Genomic DNA, 17,523 nt, shown 5'->3' on the forward strand with positions numbered 1-17,523 from the left:
ACCTGCTTCAGGAATTCCTCTCCCCCGTCTCCAACACCCGCACCGACAACTACGGCGGATCGCCGGCGAACCGGGCCCGGCTGGTCATCGAGGCCGTCCGTGCCGTGGCCGAGGCCGTCGGCGCCGAGCACACCGGCATCCGCATCTCCCCGGAACACAACATCCAGGGCGTGCTGGAAACCGACCGTGAGGACGTGACCGCCACCTACACCGCCCTGGTGGACGGCATCGCCGATTTGAAGCCGGCGTACCTGTCCATCCTGCACGCGGATCCGGCCGACGAGCTGGTCCAGGGCCTGCGCCGCCGCTTCGGCGGACCGGTGTTGATGAACACCGGCTTCGGCACGGTCACCAGCCGCGAGGACGCCATCATGGTGCTCGAGGAGGACCTGGCCGACGCCGCCGTCGTCGGCCGTCCAGTGATCGCCAACCCGGACCTGGCCCGCCGCTGGCAGGAGGACCACCCGCTGAATGAGATTGACCAGAGCACCGTCTACACCGACGGCGCCGCCGGCTACACGGATTACCCGGAACTTGCTCCGGTCTCCTAGTCGAAAGAAACGACGGCGGGCCCTCCGCATAGAGCGGGGGCCCGCCGTCGAACGTGGTTATATTGCTCCATGCCTTCCCGATCTTCGTCCGCAGTGTGGCGAGCCGTTCACAAGGAACGCCAAATGCTCATCAGGGAACTTGAGTCGCTGACCCCGGAGCAATGGACCCAACCCTCGCTCTGCCCCGGCTGGGACATTCACGATGTCGTAGCTCATCTCGTGGATTCCGCGAAGACAACTCGTCTTAGTTTTCTCCGGCGGATGATCACCGTGAAGTTCGATTTCGACAAAGAAAACGCGAACGGCATCATCAGGGAACGCGCTGCGACCCCGGAAGCCACCCTGGCTGAGTTCCGCCGCGTACGCGAAGCAACCAAGACGCCGCCCGCTGCTCTGGCAACTCGGCTCGTCGAGGCGATCGTGCATGGTGAGGACATTCGGCGTCCCCTGGGGTTCGTGCATTCGTATCCCAGTGAGGCAGTCGATTCGGCCTTGCGTTATCAGCTTGGAACCGGTGTCTTTATGGGCGGCGGCAAGGAACGCGCAGCTGGATTTTGTCTGCAAGCTTCCGACACAGGGTTTGAGCACGGTTCTGGACCGGTGGTCAGAGGAAACTCGCTGGCACTCCTCATGGCCATCTCGGGTCGCCCCGTCAATCACGAAGATTTCTCAGGTGAAGGTGCCGCAAAATTCGTACAAAAGCTAAAACAAACGTTTCAATGAGCGGACCCGCGAATCGGCAGTCCCCTCTCAACTGTGGTTGGGTGGGCCAATGGATACCTATGTTGATTTAGGCTGGTTCTGCTTTACCGTTGCCATAATTAATGCCGGTCTCGCTGAGCAAAAGAACCGTTCCCGCTGGAATTGGTTCCTGCTTTCAGTGCTGCTGGGACCGATAGCCACCGTGTTAATTGTCGTGTGGCGGGCGCCGGAGCCGGTTGAACCGTCGATGACGCACCGCGGAGGCTGGACAAACCCCGATCCGTCTCCGGAATCCGGCGCCTAGGCTGCCCGGGACGGCAGCTTCACCACGACGCCTGAATGCGCCGGGCCCGCCGCCTCACAGCCGCATCCGAGCGCGCCTTAGCTGCGGCAATGGCACCGCCGCCCAGCCTCCGCGTTTCCCTCCATGCACGCATTTCTGCCCTCCCCCGGCGCCGTAATACGGCCCGGCTTAACCGTTTGGCGTCGCGCCGCCGCTGTGCCAGGAACCCCGCAGAGTGTCAATGCCGTCCAGCAGGACGTCGAGCCCGACGGTGAATTCGGCGTCGTAGTCATAGCCGTGCTTCGCCAGCTCGCCCACTACTTCGAGCAGGTACGGATACCTGGCCGCTGTCTCTGCGGATTCAGCGTCGCGGGTAGCGGCCGCCGCCTCCGCAGACTCCTCCGGCGTCTCGAAGGAGAGTGTTTTCTGCTGCAGGGCGCAGCCGTACACGTAGGCGTCCAGCAAGCTCATCACGTGGACGGTGGTGCGGAACGAAAACCCGCTCTGCCGCAGGCATCCCAGCATCGCATTGTGCTGTCGCAGGCTCTCCGGGCCCGGGCGTCCTGCGGCCTCCATCCGCCCCACCGCCCAGCGGTGCCGGACCAGTGCGGCCCGGAGCGAGGCGGCCCGATCATGCATGGCCTGCTTCCAGCCGTGTCCGCTGTCCGGTTCCGTGACCTCGTTCCAGACGAGATCCACCATGCCCTCGAGCAGTTCCTGCTTATTTGCCACGTGCTTGTACAGCGCCATGGGCACCACGCCGAGCTCCTGGGAGAGGGTGCGCATGGTGAAACCCTCGATGCCCACCTGGTCGGCCAGTTCGACGCCGGCGCAGAGTACGGCTTCCCGGTTCAGCCGCGGTCGGCGTGCGGCCGGTTCCGGCTGCCGGTCCTTGGGTTCCTGTGCCAAGCGGCCACCTTCTCGTTCAGGCCACCCGGCGGGCCTAGGCTCCGCGCCGGGAGCCGCTACTCGCCGGTTTTGGCCAGGTTCCTGCCGCCCCGGCCGCTGTTGCCGCGGCCGCGTTGCACGCGGGACCGCAGCGTCGATGCACCGGGTCCGCCAAGCTGATCCAGGTAGGCGGAGCGGCCCGCTATGCTCATGACGAGGGCGAGGATGGGGCCGTTGACCAACAGCCCGTATCCCGCGGTGAAGCGGCAGTCGGTGGCCCGCAATTGCAGGCCGTCGGAGTAGGACCGGCTGGGAACGGTGAAGTCACGGGCGGTAAAAAACTCAGCCACCGGAACCAGCGCTTCCACCGACGGGGTCCGCGGCAGCCCCAGCGGCTGGCGGATGTCCTGGGCGTGGACCACAACTTCCCCCAGGTACGCCGCCGTGTGGGATGAGGGGGCGGTGGTGGCACCGATGACGGCGCGGAACCGGTCGAGCGTCTGGGCGGGAGTGCTGCCCAGGTGTTCAACGAGGCGACGCTGGTTGTGGACGTCGGGACGGAAGCGGGCGGCCAGCATGCTCTGCAGCCACCGCCGCTGATTGAGGCTTGCCCCCGCGGTGAGGTGGGCGAGAACCTGCTCCACATTCCATTCCTCGCACAGCGTGCTGTGCCGCCATTGTTCGGCGGTGAGGCCGGCGAGGTCCTCCGCAAGTTTTGCCCGCTCGGCGTGGATCAGCGCCCACAGCGGGTCCTTGTCGCTGCTGTTCACATCGGTCGTGTCCTCCATGCCCCCACGTCTTTTCAGTTGCCTGCCTCTTCAGCTGCCTCAGCCGTTCCGCTCACAAACCGTCCAGCGAACGCTCACGCTACTCCCGCGCTCCCGCCGTCGCCACGGTGCCCACCCGTTTGGGACGGTTTTGCCGGCGGATCGGTGATCTCGTTGATGTCCGCGAGCGCGTTGAGCGTGCGGGGGTAGCCGATGTACGGCAGCAGCTGGGTGACGACGTCGATCAACCGTTCCCGGTCGTTGCCCACCCGGACATTCGCGGCTATGTGCCCCTTGACCTGCGGGTCACAGCCGCCGAGCGAGACGAGCATCGCGAAGGTGAGCAGCTCCCGGGTGCGCAGGTCGACGCCGGTGCGGGTGTAGGTGTCGCCGAAGCAGTTGTCCGACAGGAAACCCTGGATGTGCAGCTCGTCAGCGGCTGCGGCGGCGTAGAGCCCCTCCACCCGGTCGGCTCCGATGACGGCCTTCTGTACCCGGAGGCCTTCCTCCAGCCGGGTCTCCGGCGTGGTGGCTGACTGTCCGGGCAGCGGCAGGGCAATGCCGTGCTCAGTCAAAACCTCATTGGTGGCATGGAGGAAGTCAAAGACCTTGGCCATCCCCACATAGGGCACTGCCTGATAAACAAGCTCCTTCACCTGCACCGGGGTCACCCCCACCCGCAGCGCCACTCCCAGCATCACCCGGTACTCCTGCACCGCCTGGCAGGCAATCATCGCTGCCAGCTGCACCATCAGGCGGGTCGGGGCGTCCAGCCTGCTGTGCCGCAGCACTTCGTCAAAGGCGAAGTTGCCAAAATAATCAACGAGCTCCGGATCGGTGTCTTTCAATGTGGAAGTGTTCCCGGGGAACCGTTCCTCGTACTGGCTGCGCGCCGCTTCTGTCGGGGCCATCGCAGGTCTCCTTCGTCTTGTCGGCTGGTATCAACTCAACACCACTTCCTCACCCATCGGCAGTGCCGGCGGTTTCCGATGCGAGCTGACCCTCCCAACGGCCGGCAGCGCTTGCACGTCACCGACGAAGAATACGGTTCCCGGCCGTAAGTGAGGCCCCGGGGGCACTCACGGGATTAAATCGCTGCGGAGCGCTTATGCCTCGGCAGGTCGGGGGAACCGCTAGGGTGAGACTACTGTCTAGGATTTCCGGGGGAAACCATGAGAAAAGCTGTCACCAGCGCTGCCATCGCCCTGCTGCTCGTCACCGGCTGCAGCGCGGAGGCCGCGGAGAGCGGTGCGCCAGCTGCCACGGCAACTTCCGAGCCTTCCGTCGAACCGGTGGCGCTGAACGCGGAGGAGCAGACCTGTATCAAGCTCCTCGGGACCGATGGCAAAGGACCCCTCTACGACGCCATCTACCTCGTTAAAATCGGCGACGGCACGAGCGGTTTCCTGGGCACGGCCGAGACCGCAAGCCTCCTCAACGAGGAAATTGCCGGCATAGCTCGGAACGCCCCGGAGGGCATGGATGCGCTGCTGGAGGAGCTGTCCTCCCCCATGGAGAACGCCGCGCTGCGGGCCGAACACCCCGATTCTCCCTGGAGCCTGAACGTCGCCACTTGGACAGGCGCCGTCGCACAGCTCCTGACCCGTTGCGCGTCCTATGAGACCGGCGCGGGCAGCGCGGCATCGCCCGCGGCGCCCGCCCCGTCAGCGGTGGAGGGGATCGGCGCCGCCTACCCGGGCTATCCCCTGGTCGTGAACGTCGAGTCGTTGGACTACCGCGTCGCTGCCTGGTTCGACGGCAAGCTCGTGGACGGCCAGGTTGTTGCGCTGGCACCGGGGCTGTACGCGCCCTACGATCCCAACATCCCTGACCTGTTGACCTACTACGTCGCAGACGGGGTGGCCGGGGACAGCCCCACGAAGCAAGCCGTCTTTCCCGGCTCCGGGGCTGCCGCCACCTGGTCGAACGTGTCCCCCGGCCCCCAGGAACCGCAGTAGATGGTCCCGCCGTGCTCAGGGTGCATCCCGGTGCGCTGACGCGGACGCCGAACCTACCGCAGCAGCTGCTCGATGGCGGCGGCCGACTCCAGCACGCGGGCGGCCAGCTGTTCGGCCGGTACATCACTGGTCAGATAAACGACGGCGAGGGCGGCCGGAAGCTGGCCGCTGGCCAGAACGGGCACGGCCACGGAGCTGACGCCGGGAATCACCTCATCGCGGCTGAACGCGTAGCCGAGCCGGGCCGCCGTGCGCGACTCCTCCCGGTACGCCTCCCCCGGCGCCAGTTCCTCCCACTCAGCCTCCGTCACGGCGGACTGAATCGCGATGCCGGTCGCTCCGGCGGCGAAGGAGTGCCGGGTTCCCGGGCGCTGCACAATGGTGCCGTCGCCGCGGGGCGGCTCCACCGAGACCAGCGTGACGCACTGGCGCCGGTCCCACACGGAGATGAAGGCCGTCATCTGCAGGGCGGAGGACAGGGCGGTGAGCTCCGGGATGGCCACTGTCTGCAGCCGGTTGCCCACGCCGCGGGCCAGCGTTGCCATGCCGGGACCGATGGAGAACCTGCCGGCGTCGTCGCGCAGCACCAGCGAGTGTTCCTCCAGGGTGCGCAGAATCCGATAGGAAATGGAGCGGTGGACGTCCAGCGCGGCCGCGATCTCGGCGATGGTGAGGCCGCCGGTGGCATCAGCCATCACTTCCAGCGCCCGGATGCCGCGGGAGAGCGTCTGGCTGGTGGACGCCGTCGGACTCACGGCAATTCCACGGCGGCGATCCGGCGGGCCGGCAGCAGCGGGGCAAAGAACTCGGCGAGTTCCGCCGTCGCGGTCAGCGGCAGGACGTTGGCAACATACTGGTCCGGGCGGACCACCACGACGACGCCGGACCGGTCAATGCCGCGCTGGTCGAAAATGTCCTCTCCGGGGTTGGTGCCAAAGACCTTCGCGAGGTCGGTGAGCTGGAACGGTCCGGTCTGCGGCTTGAACACCGCCGGCACGGCGCCGATCTCGATGCCGGTGTGCGGCTGCTGGTAGATGACTTTCACATCGAACCAGGCGCTGCGGTCAACACCCTCCGGAACCGCGGCCAGGGGTGACTCCGGCGCGGTGGCCAGCCAGTCGGCGAGATCGGTCACCGCCGACGAGGTTCCGGCCGCCGCGGGATCGGCGAAGACATAGATCCGCCAGGCGCCGTCGGCCTGCGCCAGGTGGCCGAGGTGGACCGTGTTCGCGTCGCAGACCCGCCGCACCGGTACCGACCGGAAGCGCTTGCCGACGGGAAAGCCGGTGGCCAGGTCCTGGTGGGTGGGCTCGGCAATGAGGATGGACGGCGTGTACTGGGTCATGAATCCGGCCGGGAATTCGGCGGTGCTCACGTAGAAGTCCTCAAGGTCCGAGGGATTTTCGAACTCCTCGGGCCGCTTGGCCATGAGTGTTGACCACTCCTTGTCGAAGTCGATGAGGTTCTTGGCCACCACCTGGCGTTCGGCCGAGTAGGTGGACAGCAGGCTTTCCGGGCTGCGGCCGTCGAGCACGTGGCCGAGCTTCCAGCCCAGGTTGAAGCCGTCCTGCATGGAAACATTCATGCCCTGCCCGGCCTTGGCGCTGTGGGTGTGGCAGGCATCGCCGGCGATGAACACGCGCGGGGTCCGGGTGCCCAGGTCGGCCGGCAGGACGTCGTCGAACCGGTCGGTGAGCCGGTGGCCCACCTCGTAGACGCTGTGCCAGGCGACGTGGCGGACATCGAGCGTGTAGGGCTGCAGGATCTCGTTGGCCTTGCCGATGATTTCCTCGACGGTCGTTTTGCGGACCGCACCGTTGTCATCCTCGGGAACCACGCCCAGGTCCACGTACATCCGGAACAGGTGGCCGCCCTCGCGCGGAATGAGCAGGATGCTGCCGCCGTCGGCGGACTGGATGGCGCACTTGGTGCGGATGTCGGGGAAGTCAGTTTCGGCCAGGACGTCCATCACGCCCCAGGCGTGGTTGGCTTTGTCGCCGGCGAGGGTGCAGCCGATGGACTGGCGGACCTTGCTGCGCGCGCCGTCAGCGCCGACCACGTACTTGGCGCGCACCGTTCGCTCGGTGCCCTCGTCCGGGCCGGCGGTGTGCAGGAGGGTGACGGTGACCGGATACTCGGCGTCGTCGTCGACCTCCAGGCTGCGGAATTCGAAGCCGTAGTCGGGCGCCATCCGGGTGGGCGAGTTGGCCATGTACCGGGCGAAGTAATCCAGCACGCGGGCCTGGTTGACGATCAGGTGCGGGAATTCGCTGATGCCCGATTCGTCGTCGAGGGCCCGGCCGGACCGGATGATGCGTGAGGAATCCGCGGGGTCCGGCCGCCAGAACGCCATTTCGGTGATCCGGTAGGCCTCGGCGGTGATCTCCTCGGCGAACCCGAAGGCCTGGAAGGTTTCCACGCTCCGGGCCTGGATGCCGTCGGCCTGGCCGATGGCCAGCCGCCCGTCCCGGCGTTCCACAATCCGGGTGGTGATGTCCGGGAACTGCGACAGCTGGGCTGCGGCGAGCATGCCGGCGGGTCCGGAGCCCACGATGAGCACGTCGACTTCCGCCGGAAGGTCGCCGGGGCGGTTGATGCCGACGCCGGCGGCCGGCTGGATGCGCGGATCGCCGGATACGTAGCCGTGGTGGTGGAACTGCACGGGTGTCCTCACTTCGTCGTGGATGGTGCCCGCCGGACGGTGTTCGTTATTTGAACACTACGTTCGATAGTCGAACCGCAAGCGGTGTAGTCACCATACTGGGATATGGCACGCATCACAAGCAGAGCGGCGCCGGCCTGCCCGCCGCCCGGCGCGGCAGGCTGTGGAGGACTATATTCAGGCCTAGTGCGACAGGACCGACGGAAAGGCACCACCATGGCAAAGCTGGATCTCCGAGTGCGGCTGGTCGGCAAGGTGCTGGCCAGAACCTCTGTGGCGCACAAGAGCGAGGAGCAGATCCTGGCCGACCAGCAGCGCACCATCAAGCACAACCCGGTGGTGGACTGGGTGCTGGGCGGCATGGCCCCGGGCGTGAAGATCAGGAACGAGACCGCCGCGGGAGCCGAGGGCCGGATCCCCGTCCGGGTGTACCGGCCAAAAGATGCCGCCGACACGTTGCCGCTGGTGGTCCTGATCCACGGCGGCGGCTGGACGGTCGGCAACCTGGACATCTATGACGGACTGGCCAGCACCATCGCCCGGGACGCGCGCGCCGTCGTCGTTTCCCTCGAGTACCGGCTGGCACCGGCGCACCCCTGGCCCGCTGCCGCCGAGGACTGCTATGCCGCGCTGCTCGAGGTGGCCGAACGCGCTGCGGAGTGGGAGGCCGACGCCGGCCGGCTCGCCGTGGTGGGCGACAGTGCCGGCGGCAACCTCGCGGCAGTGCTGACGCTGATGTCCCGGGACCGCTCCGGCCCCGCCATCGCTTTTCAGGGCCTGATCTATCCCGCCACCGATCTGACCCTGGGCAGCGCATCCATCGAGGAGAACGCCCACGCACCCATCCTCACCAAGGAGGACATCCTCCGCTACGGCAGCCTCTACGTCCCCGACCTGGCAGACCGCAGCAACCCGTACGCCTCGCCGCTGCTGGCCCCGGACCACACCGGGCTGCCGCCGGCACTGATCCAGGTGGCCGAGCATGATCCCATCCGCGACGACGGACTGCGCTACGCCGCTGCCCTGCGTGCAGTCGGAGTCCCGGTCCGCGTCACCACTTACGTGGGCATGCCGCACGGCTACCTTGCCTTCCCTCGGCTGTGCCGCAGCGCTCCGCAGGCATTGGCGGAGCTGTCCGCCGAGCTGCGGCGGCAGCTGACTCCGGCGTCGGTGCGGTAGCCCGTACCCTTCGGCCAGGGATTGCCGAAGGCCATAACCCCGACCCTAAAAAGAAAGTGTCAAGAAATCCTTGACGTTTCGATGGTGTCAAGCTTTGATTGACACCATGAGAACTTTCCGCATCTTCACCGCCGTTTACGCCGCACTGATGTTCCTGGTTGGGGTTGGACTGTTTGCCACCTGGTTGCTGCTCGACCTGCACGGTTTCCCCAAAGGCCTGTGCCAGGGCGCCGGCGGCACCCTGATCGTGGGCAGCGTGTACCTTGCCGTCACGTACGTCTGGCGGGGAAACTCGGACAGCAGCGGCAAGGAGTACTGGCTGCCCAGCCGCGATGCCGGGGAACAGCCGTGATCCGCGGTCCGGTTACCGACCTGCAGGAGCAGATCGGCGCACTGATCCTCGGCGACTACGACGACGCCGGGACCCTCACCGAGGAGGACCACCTCGCCTTAGTGGCTCGGGCAGGCGCAGCCGAGCAGGCCAGCCAGCAGCTGCAGCACCGAGCCGTCGCGGCGGCCCGGAGCGCGGGAGTCAGCTGGGCCGCACTGGGCCGCGAGCTGGGGATGACCCGGCAGGCGGTGCAGCAGCGTTTCGGCGCCCGCCCGGAGGAACAGGCCCCCGGTTCCCGCGAGCGCTGGCTCGGCCCGGTCACGGCCTTCGATGAAATGCCCGAGCTGGAACTGGCCGGACGGCTGGGCTGGCGCACCATCGGCGTCGACATGCTCCGGCACCGGATGCTGCAGACGGACACCCAGTGGGAACACCGCCGCGTGCTCTGGACCCGGCCGTCCTCCCACTACGAAACGGACGGCTGGCAGGTGGGCAGCCGATCCTTCCCCTGGCTCTACCTGGTGCGGGACCTGCAGAAGGCGCCCGAGACCAAGCAGGGCACGCCGTCGCCCGGCCCTACTCCAGAGTGACTCCGCTGAGCCGGGCGACGGCTGCCGGATCCCGGTGGTCGAAGAACATGGACTGCCCGGTGTCCAGATCCGCGATCGACGCCATTTCCTGGGGGCTGAGCTCGAAGTTGAACACGTCGAAGTTCTCCGCCATCCGGTCCGGCCGGACCGACTTCGGGATCACCACCACTCCGCGCTGGATCAACCAGCGAAGCACCACTTGGGCCACCGACTTGCCGTGCGCGCCGCCGATGGCGGTCAGCGTCGGATCCGAGAAGAGGTTGTTCTTCCCCTCCGCGAACGGTGCCCAGGATTCATGCCGGACCCCGCGGTCGGTCATCAGTTGGTTTTCCACCGCCCGCTGGCAGAACGGATGCGTTTCGATCTGATTCACCGCCGGAACCACCTCGTTATGCAGGATCAGATCCAGCAGCCGGTCCGGGGTGAAGTTCGAAACCCCGATGGCCCGGGCGGCGCCGTCCTTATAGATCTGCTGCATCACCCGCCACTCGCCGTACACATCACCGAAGGGGTGATGGATCAGGTACAGATCCACGTACTCCATGCCCAGTTTCTGCAGCGAGGTTTCGAACGCCCGGGCGGTGGTGGCCTCGCCGTTGTCCTGGATCCAGAGCTTGGTGGTGATGAACAATTCGCTGCGCGCCAGGCCGCTCTTCCGCACAGCCCGCCCCACTGCATCTTCGTTTTGGTAGGCCGCGGCGGTGTCCAGCGAGCGGTATCCGGCGGCCAGCGCGTTGGTCACTGCCTCTTCGGTCTCATCCGGCGGAACCTGGTACACGCCGAAGCCCAGGATCGGCATTTCGACGCCGTTGTTCAGGGAAACACTCTCCATCGGTTTTCCTTTCGTCGGTGACGTGCGGCGATCGGCGCCGCCCTCGCCCCTTTGAGGTTACAAGCGGTGAGCGGCAGGCGGGAGGGTCTCCCCGCGGTCCCGTCTGCCGGACGGTGACATTATGGATCCTGTCGGAATGGGCCCCCCGCCCCACCCAGCGGGACATGCCGGACAAACCGGCGATTCAACAGGAGGATGCAACCGTGAGCGAACGACTCAAAGACAAAGTAGCCCTGATTACCGGCGCAGCCAGCGGCATGGGGGCCTCCCACGCGCGGGCCTTCGTGCGTGAAGGCGCCAAGGTGATCATTGCGGACATCAATGACGACGCCGGTGCCGCCCTGGCCGCGGAACTGGGCGACGCCGCCCGCTACGTGCATCTGAATGTCACCAGCGCCGAGGACTGGGCCGAGGCCGTGGCGACCACGCTGGATACCTTCGGCCGGCTCAACGTCCTGGTGAACAATGCCGGCATCCTCGACGGCGGCCCCCTCGGCCAATACCCGGTGGAGCGCTGGCAGCGGGCACTGGACATCAACCTGACCGGCCCCTTCCTGGGCATGTCCGCAGCCGTCGAGGCGCTGAAGGCGTCCGCGCCGTCGTCGGTCATTAACATTTCCTCCACCGCCGGGCTGGAGGGCGTTGCCGGCATGCACGGTTACACGGCGTCGAAATTCGGCCTGCGCGGGCTGACGAAGTCGGCCGCACTGGAGCTGGCCGCATCCCACGTCCGGGTCAACTCGGTGCACCCGGGGTCCATCCAGACCCCGATGACCGCCGTGATGGGCAGGCAAAAGCCGATCGACTTTACCGAAACCACCCTCACCCGGCCGGCCGCACCGGAAGAGGTGACCAGTGTTGTCCTCTTCCTGGCCAGCGATGAGTCCAGCTTCTCCACCGGGGCGGAGTTCGTTGTCGACGGCGGAATCACGGCCGGCAAGATCTACAACGTTTAGGCTGCCCGGGGTCAGGCCCCCTGGGTAACGCTGCGCGGGCCGGCCTGTCCGTCCCGCCCGGACAGGCGCCGCCAGGACCAGGCAAAGAGTGCGACGGCGGCCAGCGGTGCGGTGAATCCAGCGGCCGCCACGAGGAACAGTCCGGGCACCAGACCGCCGAGGCCGAGCAGGGCGGTCACACCCACACGGAGCCGCTTCCCGCCCGGCAGGAGCCGCCCACAGGGAAGGGCCAGGGCGACACCCGCCAGGGCTGCCGCCGCCAGGGTCAGCGGCCACTGCGCGGGATGCCCGGCACCTGCGAATTGGGCGGCCGCTTCCAGGACAAGACCCGCGGACAGCAACCCGGCCGACCAGTGCATGACGCTGCCCAAACCCGCGGCCAGAGCCGCGCCCGCAGCAAGGGCCGCGGGAATGGCTGCCAGTGCGCCGCCGGCCAGGCCAATGTTCATGGCCTGCGTGCCATCGGTGGCCAGTGATGCCCAGCTGCTGCCGGTGAGGGCAAACACGGCACAGCCGAGTCCCACGACAGCGCTGGCCAGCGCCGCGGCACCAACAGCGGCATCTCGCCGCCGGGTCTCTGCCAAGGTGCGCCCCGGCGAGAACGACGGCCTCTCCGCCGGGGAAGGCCGGGGAGCCGCAGCGGGCTGAGCCGTGCTGCCCGAGCGCAGGACCAGGACCAGCAGCAGGACCGCCGCCAGGGAGCCGACCAATTGTGCCAGCAGCAGCAGTCCCCCGAGGGCAAAGGCAGAAACAGCTGCCAGGACCACACCCTGCAGACGTGGAACCGGCCGGCGGCGCATCTCGTTCAGCACCGATCTGACCGGTGTGTACAGGCTGAACGTGCCGGCAGCCCAGGCGAGAAAAAAGAACAAAAACGTCGATGATGCAAACCAGCTGAGTTCACGTCCCGCATCGGCCGCGTCGAAACCAACCGACCAGCTGGCCACGCTCGCGGCCGCCAGCCCGCAGGCCGCTGCCGCACCTGCCGCGGTCCGGAATGCCGCCGCGCCGGAGAGCCGCTCGGATGAGTACAGCACCAGGACAACTGAGACGGCGAAGGCGAGTGGCCCAACAAACGCCGCCAGGAGGAACCGGAGCATATTGACGCCGGGGAGCAGCATGGCATCGCCCAGGAACAATCCGGTGGCAACAATAAACGCGATCAGTGCTGTCGCCGCCAAAACCACGGCCCAGCCATGCGCTGCCCGCCGTTGCGAATTAGTCATGGGCAATACTCACACGGCCAGCCCCTTGCCTGTGGTGGACACAACGCCGGAGACCCCATTCAACCCCCGCGTAATATTCTGGTCAGGGACATTCCCGGGAGCACCAAAGGAGAACACCGCTATGAAGGCTGTTTACGTCACCGGTCCAAACACCAACGAATGGGTTGAGGTGGACCGGCCCGCGGTCGGCCCCCACGATGTCCTGCTGAAGATCAAGGCCTGTGGAATCTGCGGTTCCGATGCCATGTACAGCCAGATAGGCGGGATTCCGCCGCGGCAGGGCGCCACGCCGCTGGGCCACGAACCTGCCGCCGAGGTGGCCGAGGCAGGGGCCGACGTCGACGGTCTCACCGTGGGCGACCACGTGGTCATCGACACGATGGCCTTCACCGACGGCCTGCTGGGCAGCGGCGGCGCGCAGGGCGCGCTCTCCGAGTATGTGGTGGTCCGGGACGCAGAGCCCGGACGCCAGCTCAAGGTCATCCCCAAGGACATTCCGTGGGAGGTGGCGGCCCTGAACGAACCGATGGCGGTGGCCCTTCATGCCGTGAACCGCACCGAGCCCAGGCCCGGTGACAGAGTGGTCATTTTCGGCGCCGGGCCGATCGGGCTTGGGGCGCTCCTGGGGTACCGCCGCCGCGGAGTCAGTCACATCGTCGTCGTAGACCTCATTCCGTCCCGGCTGGAGAAGGCCCTGCAAATCGGCGCTGACGCCGTCATCAACTCCGCTGACGAAGACGTGGCCGCCAGGCTCGTGGAGCTGCACGGGGACGGATCGAGCATGATGGTCCGCGGTGTGCGCTCCGGCACCGACATCTTCCTCGATGCCGCCGGCGCACCGGTCATCCCGGCCACCGTTGCCGGCATCGCCAAGCAGGGCGCAACGCTCGGCATTGTCGCCGTCCACAAGAAGCCGGTTGAGCTCGACTTCGGGTCCATCCTCACCACGGAGCTGACCATCGTGTTTGCCATGGGCTATCCGACCGAGATCTTCGAGGTCACCGAGGACATCATCGAAAACTGGCAGAAGTATGCGCTGATCATCAGCGACAAGCTGCCCTTCGACCGGGCCTTGGATGCCCTCGCTCTGGCGCAGACTCCGGGCGCCGCGGACAAGGTCGTCGTAACGTTCGAGTAGGGCAGTGCCATAAAGACCAGGACAAACCGCCATGGCATCGGTCGATCGTGTTGACTGTCAGCAGTGGCCACAAAACACCCATGGGCCCGAAGACCTGCCCACCGAACAGGGAGAACAATGAACGCTCCGGAACTCCATGTGCCCCTGCGGCACGGACCGCGGCCCGCGACGACGCCGACCAGCCCGCACACCCAGCTTGATCAGATCGCGCCGGTCGAGCTGCAGGACCGGCTGCGCGACCATGCACTGGCGCTGCCCGGGGTCAGCCGCGGATCCAGTCAGGTCTCGGTTCCCGGCGCCGTCGCCTTCTACCTCAACGCGCCGCCGGAGCCGCCGACGCTGCCTGCCATTCTGGGCGGCGAGTGGGGACACATCCATCCCCCCTCCGACGGCAGTCTGCACCTGAACGTTCCCACCGAATTGGCCGAGCGACTGATCGCCGCCGGCTGGGCTGAGTACCACTGCCTGGTGGCCCCCGGCGTGATACCGCCGATCGTGATCATGCTCTACGGGCCGCGCGACGCGGACGACTTCGCCGTCTGTGCTGCGGTGGTGGAGGAAGCCTATCTGGCAGCCGGCGGATCCCCCGCCGACCAGCGCGGCCGCATCTTGGGCCTCGGCGGGAGCTACTGGGCGGGGTCCTGACCGGCCCAGGCCTCCGCGTAGAACTGCGGGGACAGCGATTCCAGCAGTTCGGCATAGGCCTCGGGCTCCATCGCCTGGGCCGACCCCTCCGGGACCGCCGGGGCGAACGCGGACACGCCCAGCCCCGCCTCATGGTTCTTCAGGGTCAAGCCGACGGCTTCCAGGATTGTGGGGTACATGTTCAGCTGGTCGCCGCCGGAGCGCAGTTCAATGCTGTTTTCCCCGCCCGGAACCCAGATCCGGTTGAAGATGGTGCGGTTCCCGTGGTGGTCCAGCTGCTCGTGGAAGGCGTCACCGGCGCTCATGTGCTTGAGGTGGTCGCCCATGATCACCACGGCAGTGTCTTCGAGGTATCCCTTCTCCTTCATGTGGTCCACAAACCCGGCGACCTGGGTCAGGGAGCAGGAGAACGCCGACGTGACCTTGTTCTGCGTGTCCACGTTGCAGTAATCGTAAATGTGCACCGGCTCGTGGGTGTCCAGCGTCAGCATGGAGAGGTTGAACGGCCGGCCGGTCTGTTCGGCCTCGGCGTGCAGCTGGTCAATCCTGTCCTTGGCCTGGGCCATGAGGCGTTCGTCGCTCAGGCCCCAGTCGCTGCGGAAGCTCTCCTCCGGTTCGCCGGCCGCGCGCCAATCGGCAAGGCCCTTGACCTCGGAGTAGCCGTGGCTGCTCAGGAAGGTGTCCTTCGCGGCGAAGGAGGAATTGGCGCCGCCCAGGAAAACGTTGTTGTAGCCGTGCTCCTCGAGAACGTCACCGACGCAGGTGGACCCGCCCAGATAGGTGTCGCCGTCCTCGTCGACCTCCCTGGCGCCGCTGCTGCCCGCCGAACCGGTGCCCTTCAGCGGCAGGCCGCACTGCGTTGAGACGAGCCCGGCCATGGTCCAGCCTCCGCCGTTGTACTGCTGGAAGTTGTCCACGCTCTGCCAGCCGTCTGCGGCGTCGGTGGCCTCCTTCAGAGGAGCGAACGCGTCTTTTTCGAAGAGCTGGTCGTCGGCCAGGGTGGCTTCGCCGGACTCCAGATAGATCAGGACCAGATTGCGTTTGGCTCCGTCGCCGGTGATTGTTGGCTCCACGTAGTAGTCGCCGACGTTGTACGGAGAGTTCGCCGCCTTTAGGTAATCCCCCATGCCCACCGTGGTGGTGAAGGCCGTGGTGCCGCCGACGACCACCGCGCCCACCAGGACGGCAGAGACGGTGCGCACCAGCCACGGTGCGTGCCGGGGACGCATGTCGTCGCCGTTGCGGCGGCGCTTGCGGCCGCGGGATTGGTGCCACAGGGCGATCGCGGCAGTAATCAGCACTGGTGCGACGCCGATCCCCAGAATGCCGGCCCAGACGATGGCTCCGCCCCCGCCGTCGATTTCCACGGACACGAGGTTCAGGAGCATCTGGTTAACGGAGATTTCGCCCCAGTAGAAACGGATGCCGACGGCGGCGATGAGCAGCGCAAGCCCGGCCCAGATCAGGACATAGACGAGGATCTGTCCCATGGCGACGGCGACCCGCCGGGTCGCATTGAGAATCCGGCCAGACATGGCAACACCTCGCCTTCCTGATGCCGCGTTTTTCGCCAAACACCCTTGACATTCAACCCGGTCTTGGGTCCTTAGAAGACTAATACCGTTTTGCTGAAGGTTCAACCAAGGTTCATGCTGAGTCGCCCGCTCCTCGGAAAGCCGCTCAGCGAAGACCCTTCCGGAGGGCGCTGAACGGTTCCCAGAAGAGGCCGAAGGTGTCCTGCGGGCCGCCAAGGAAGCGCTGGGTGAAGATGACGCCGATATCTCCGTTCGGATAGACCGCGGCGCTGACGCCGGAGCCGCCGGCCCAGCCCCACATTCCCGGTTCAGACCAGGGCGCCCCCAGACCGACCTGGACGGCGGTCATGAAGCCCCAGGACTCGTCGGGCCCTGCCATTTCCGCCATGCCGGCCCGCTGCGGAGAGGTCAGCTGGTCCGCGGTCATCTGCTGCCGCAGTGCCGGCGGCAGCACCGTGTCTTTCGCCAGGGCGGTCAGGAAGTGCAGGAAATCAGGGACCGTGGACACCATTCCTCCGGCCAGGGACTCAAACCGCGGCGGGCCGGCCAGCGCGTCGCGGTAGGTCACTGCCTCGCGCAGCCGACCGTCGTCGTCGGCCTCATAAACCGTCGGAAAGTGTTCGGTTCCGGTGGGGAAGCCGGTGGCGGTCAACCGGAACGGGCCGCTGATCCGCTCCTGCACGAGCTGGCCCAGCGGCTGAACGGCTGCGGCGGGCAGCAGCACCGAGAGCACGTCGGCACTGGCGTGATACATCCAGCGCTCCCCCGGCTGGTGGGCCAGCGGCAGCTCGCTTACCCGGGTCAGGTACTCCTCCGGGGTCATGGCCGGCGGAGCGGGGCCCCACAGCAGGTCCCGGGTGGCCGCGGCGTACGGGGTGGCCGCGTAGTCGATGCCCAAGCCGGCGGTGAAGGTCAGCAGGTGCCGCAGCGTGATGGGTCCGCGCGCCGGAACGGTCATCGACAGCGGGGCATCCGGGGTGGCGAGGACGCGGGGGTTGGCCAGGGCCGGGAGCCAGCGGGCGACGTCGTCGTCCAGTCCCAGCGTGCCGTCCGCCACCAGGGTCAGGGCGAGTGCGCCGCCGATGATCTTGCTGAGCGAGGAGATGCGGAAGGGGGTGTCCTCGGCCATGGGCTGCGTTCGGCTCAGGTCCAGGGATCCGGTGGCGAAGATTTCGGTTCGTCCATTGATCCGGACCCCGGCCACCAGCCCCGGGCACCAGCCCGAGCGCACGGCCGCGGCCAGGCTGTCCCACAGCGGTGCGGCGGTTTCCGGCATGGAC

At 67.0% G+C, this 17,523-nt stretch carries 19 protein-coding genes; 10 read left to right on the forward strand and 9 right to left on the reverse strand.

The annotated features are described in order from the left end of the window. From QNN99_RS12000 to QNN99_RS12010, 3 genes are all read left to right on the forward strand, one after another. Positions 1-551: oxidoreductase (locus QNN99_RS12000; protein ID WP_442860526.1), on the forward strand; the 551-nt coding region annotated here is incomplete at its 5' end. Positions 552-620: 69 nt separating this feature from the next. After that, positions 621-1,274 (forward strand): maleylpyruvate isomerase family mycothiol-dependent enzyme, encoded by a 654-nt coding sequence (locus QNN99_RS12005; protein ID WP_269439211.1) that lies wholly within the window; start codon positions 621-623, stop codon positions 1,272-1,274. 49 nt (positions 1,275-1,323) lie between these two features. After that, a complete protein-coding gene (locus QNN99_RS12010) occupies positions 1,324-1,557 on the forward strand; it encodes a hypothetical protein (protein WP_229966700.1) in 234 nt (77 codons plus the stop codon). Positions 1,558-1,725: 168 nt separating this feature from the next. Here the strand turns inward: QNN99_RS12010 and QNN99_RS12015 are convergent, their stop codons facing one another. The 3 genes from QNN99_RS12015 to QNN99_RS12025 all read right to left on the reverse strand — a co-directional run bounded on the left by QNN99_RS12015 (position 1,726) and on the right by QNN99_RS12025 (position 4,102). Then, positions 1,726-2,445 carry a TetR/AcrR family transcriptional regulator C-terminal domain-containing protein gene (locus QNN99_RS12015; RefSeq protein ID WP_229966701.1) on the reverse strand — a complete coding sequence of 240 codons (720 nt, stop codon included), beginning with the start codon at positions 2,443-2,445 and terminating at the stop codon, positions 1,726-1,728. Positions 2,446-2,501: 56 nt separating this feature from the next. Beyond that, entirely contained in the window at positions 2,502-3,212 is a 711-nt protein-coding gene (locus QNN99_RS12020; RefSeq protein ID WP_229966702.1) for a maleylpyruvate isomerase family mycothiol-dependent enzyme, read from the reverse strand. A 74-nt stretch (positions 3,213-3,286) separates the two neighbouring features. Beyond that, a complete protein-coding gene (locus tag QNN99_RS12025; RefSeq protein ID WP_229966703.1) occupies positions 3,287-4,102 on the reverse strand; it encodes a carboxymuconolactone decarboxylase family protein in 816 nt (271 codons plus the stop codon). 261 nt (positions 4,103-4,363) lie between these two features. On the opposite strand from QNN99_RS12025, the gene QNN99_RS12030 reads away from it, so the two are divergent. Next, positions 4,364-5,149: a hypothetical protein gene (locus QNN99_RS12030; protein WP_229966704.1), complete on the forward strand. Its 786-nt coding sequence runs from the start codon at positions 4,364-4,366 to the stop codon at positions 5,147-5,149. 53 nt (positions 5,150-5,202) lie between these two features. Here QNN99_RS12030 and QNN99_RS12035 read toward each other — a convergent pair whose 3' ends face one another. Together QNN99_RS12035 and QNN99_RS12040 are read right to left on the reverse strand one after the other, a co-directional pair. After that, entirely contained in the window at positions 5,203-5,904 is a 702-nt protein-coding gene (locus QNN99_RS12035) for an IclR family transcriptional regulator (RefSeq protein ID WP_284015896.1), read from the reverse strand. Next, a complete protein-coding gene (locus QNN99_RS12040; protein WP_229966705.1) occupies positions 5,901-7,811 on the reverse strand; it encodes an FAD-binding monooxygenase in 1,911 nt (636 codons plus the stop codon). The genes QNN99_RS12035 and QNN99_RS12040 overlap by 4 nt, the downstream gene beginning before the upstream one ends. 216 nt (positions 7,812-8,027) lie before the next feature. On the opposite strand from QNN99_RS12040, the gene QNN99_RS12045 reads away from it, so the two are divergent. From QNN99_RS12045 to QNN99_RS12055, 3 genes are all read left to right on the forward strand, one after another. Then, on the forward strand, positions 8,028-8,990 hold the full coding sequence (locus QNN99_RS12045) for an alpha/beta hydrolase (RefSeq protein WP_229966706.1): 963 nt from the start codon (positions 8,028-8,030) through the stop codon (positions 8,988-8,990). Between the two features lie 106 nt (positions 8,991-9,096). After that, a complete protein-coding gene (locus QNN99_RS12050) occupies positions 9,097-9,342 on the forward strand; it encodes a hypothetical protein (RefSeq protein ID WP_229966707.1) in 246 nt (81 codons plus the stop codon). Next, positions 9,339-9,911: a hypothetical protein gene (locus QNN99_RS12055; protein WP_229966708.1), complete on the forward strand. Its 573-nt coding sequence runs from the start codon at positions 9,339-9,341 to the stop codon at positions 9,909-9,911. Before QNN99_RS12050 ends, QNN99_RS12055 begins: the two co-directional genes overlap by 4 nt. On the opposite strand, the gene QNN99_RS12060 is transcribed toward QNN99_RS12055, so the two are convergent. Further along, positions 9,898-10,743: an aldo/keto reductase gene (locus tag QNN99_RS12060; RefSeq protein WP_229966709.1), complete on the reverse strand. Its 846-nt coding sequence runs from the start codon at positions 10,741-10,743 to the stop codon at positions 9,898-9,900. The two genes, QNN99_RS12055 and QNN99_RS12060, sit on opposite strands and share 14 nt — an antisense overlap. 203 nt (positions 10,744-10,946) lie before the next feature. Between QNN99_RS12060 and QNN99_RS12065 the strand changes: the two genes are divergently transcribed. Next, the gene (locus tag QNN99_RS12065; protein WP_229966710.1) at positions 10,947-11,699 is read left to right on the forward strand and encodes a glucose 1-dehydrogenase; all 753 of its coding nucleotides are present in this window, start codon (positions 10,947-10,949) and stop codon (positions 11,697-11,699) included. A gap of 11 nt (positions 11,700-11,710) precedes the next feature. Here the strand turns inward: QNN99_RS12065 and QNN99_RS12070 are convergent, their stop codons facing one another. Continuing rightward, positions 11,711-12,925 (reverse strand): hypothetical protein, encoded by a 1,215-nt coding sequence (locus QNN99_RS12070; RefSeq protein WP_229966711.1) that lies wholly within the window; start codon positions 12,923-12,925, stop codon positions 11,711-11,713. Positions 12,926-13,046: 121 nt separating this feature from the next. Between QNN99_RS12070 and QNN99_RS12075 the strand changes: the two genes are divergently transcribed. Both QNN99_RS12075 and QNN99_RS12080 read left to right on the forward strand, forming a co-directional pair. Continuing rightward, complete coding sequence (locus tag QNN99_RS12075; RefSeq protein WP_229966712.1) at positions 13,047-14,063, forward strand: zinc-dependent alcohol dehydrogenase; 1,017 nt, start codon at positions 13,047-13,049, stop codon at positions 14,061-14,063. A gap of 117 nt (positions 14,064-14,180) precedes the next feature. Further along, entirely contained in the window at positions 14,181-14,708 is a 528-nt protein-coding gene (locus QNN99_RS12080; RefSeq protein ID WP_229966713.1) for a luciferase domain-containing protein, read from the forward strand. On the opposite strand, the gene QNN99_RS12085 is transcribed toward QNN99_RS12080, so the two are convergent. Continuing rightward, on the reverse strand, positions 14,690-16,243 hold the full coding sequence (locus QNN99_RS12085) for an LTA synthase family protein (RefSeq protein ID WP_229966714.1): 1,554 nt from the start codon (positions 16,241-16,243) through the stop codon (positions 14,690-14,692). The two genes, QNN99_RS12080 and QNN99_RS12085, sit on opposite strands and share 19 nt — an antisense overlap. Positions 16,244-16,388: 145 nt before the next feature. Further along, positions 16,389-17,519, reverse strand: coding sequence for a serine hydrolase domain-containing protein (locus QNN99_RS12090; RefSeq protein WP_229966715.1), 1,131 nt, complete (start codon positions 17,517-17,519; stop codon positions 16,389-16,391). Positions 17,520-17,523 lie beyond the last annotated feature (4 nt).

Origin of the sequence: Arthrobacter sp. zg.Y820, from assembly GCF_030125555.1 — a bacterium.
Lineage (GTDB): Bacteria > Actinomycetota > Actinomycetes > Actinomycetales > Micrococcaceae > Arthrobacter_B.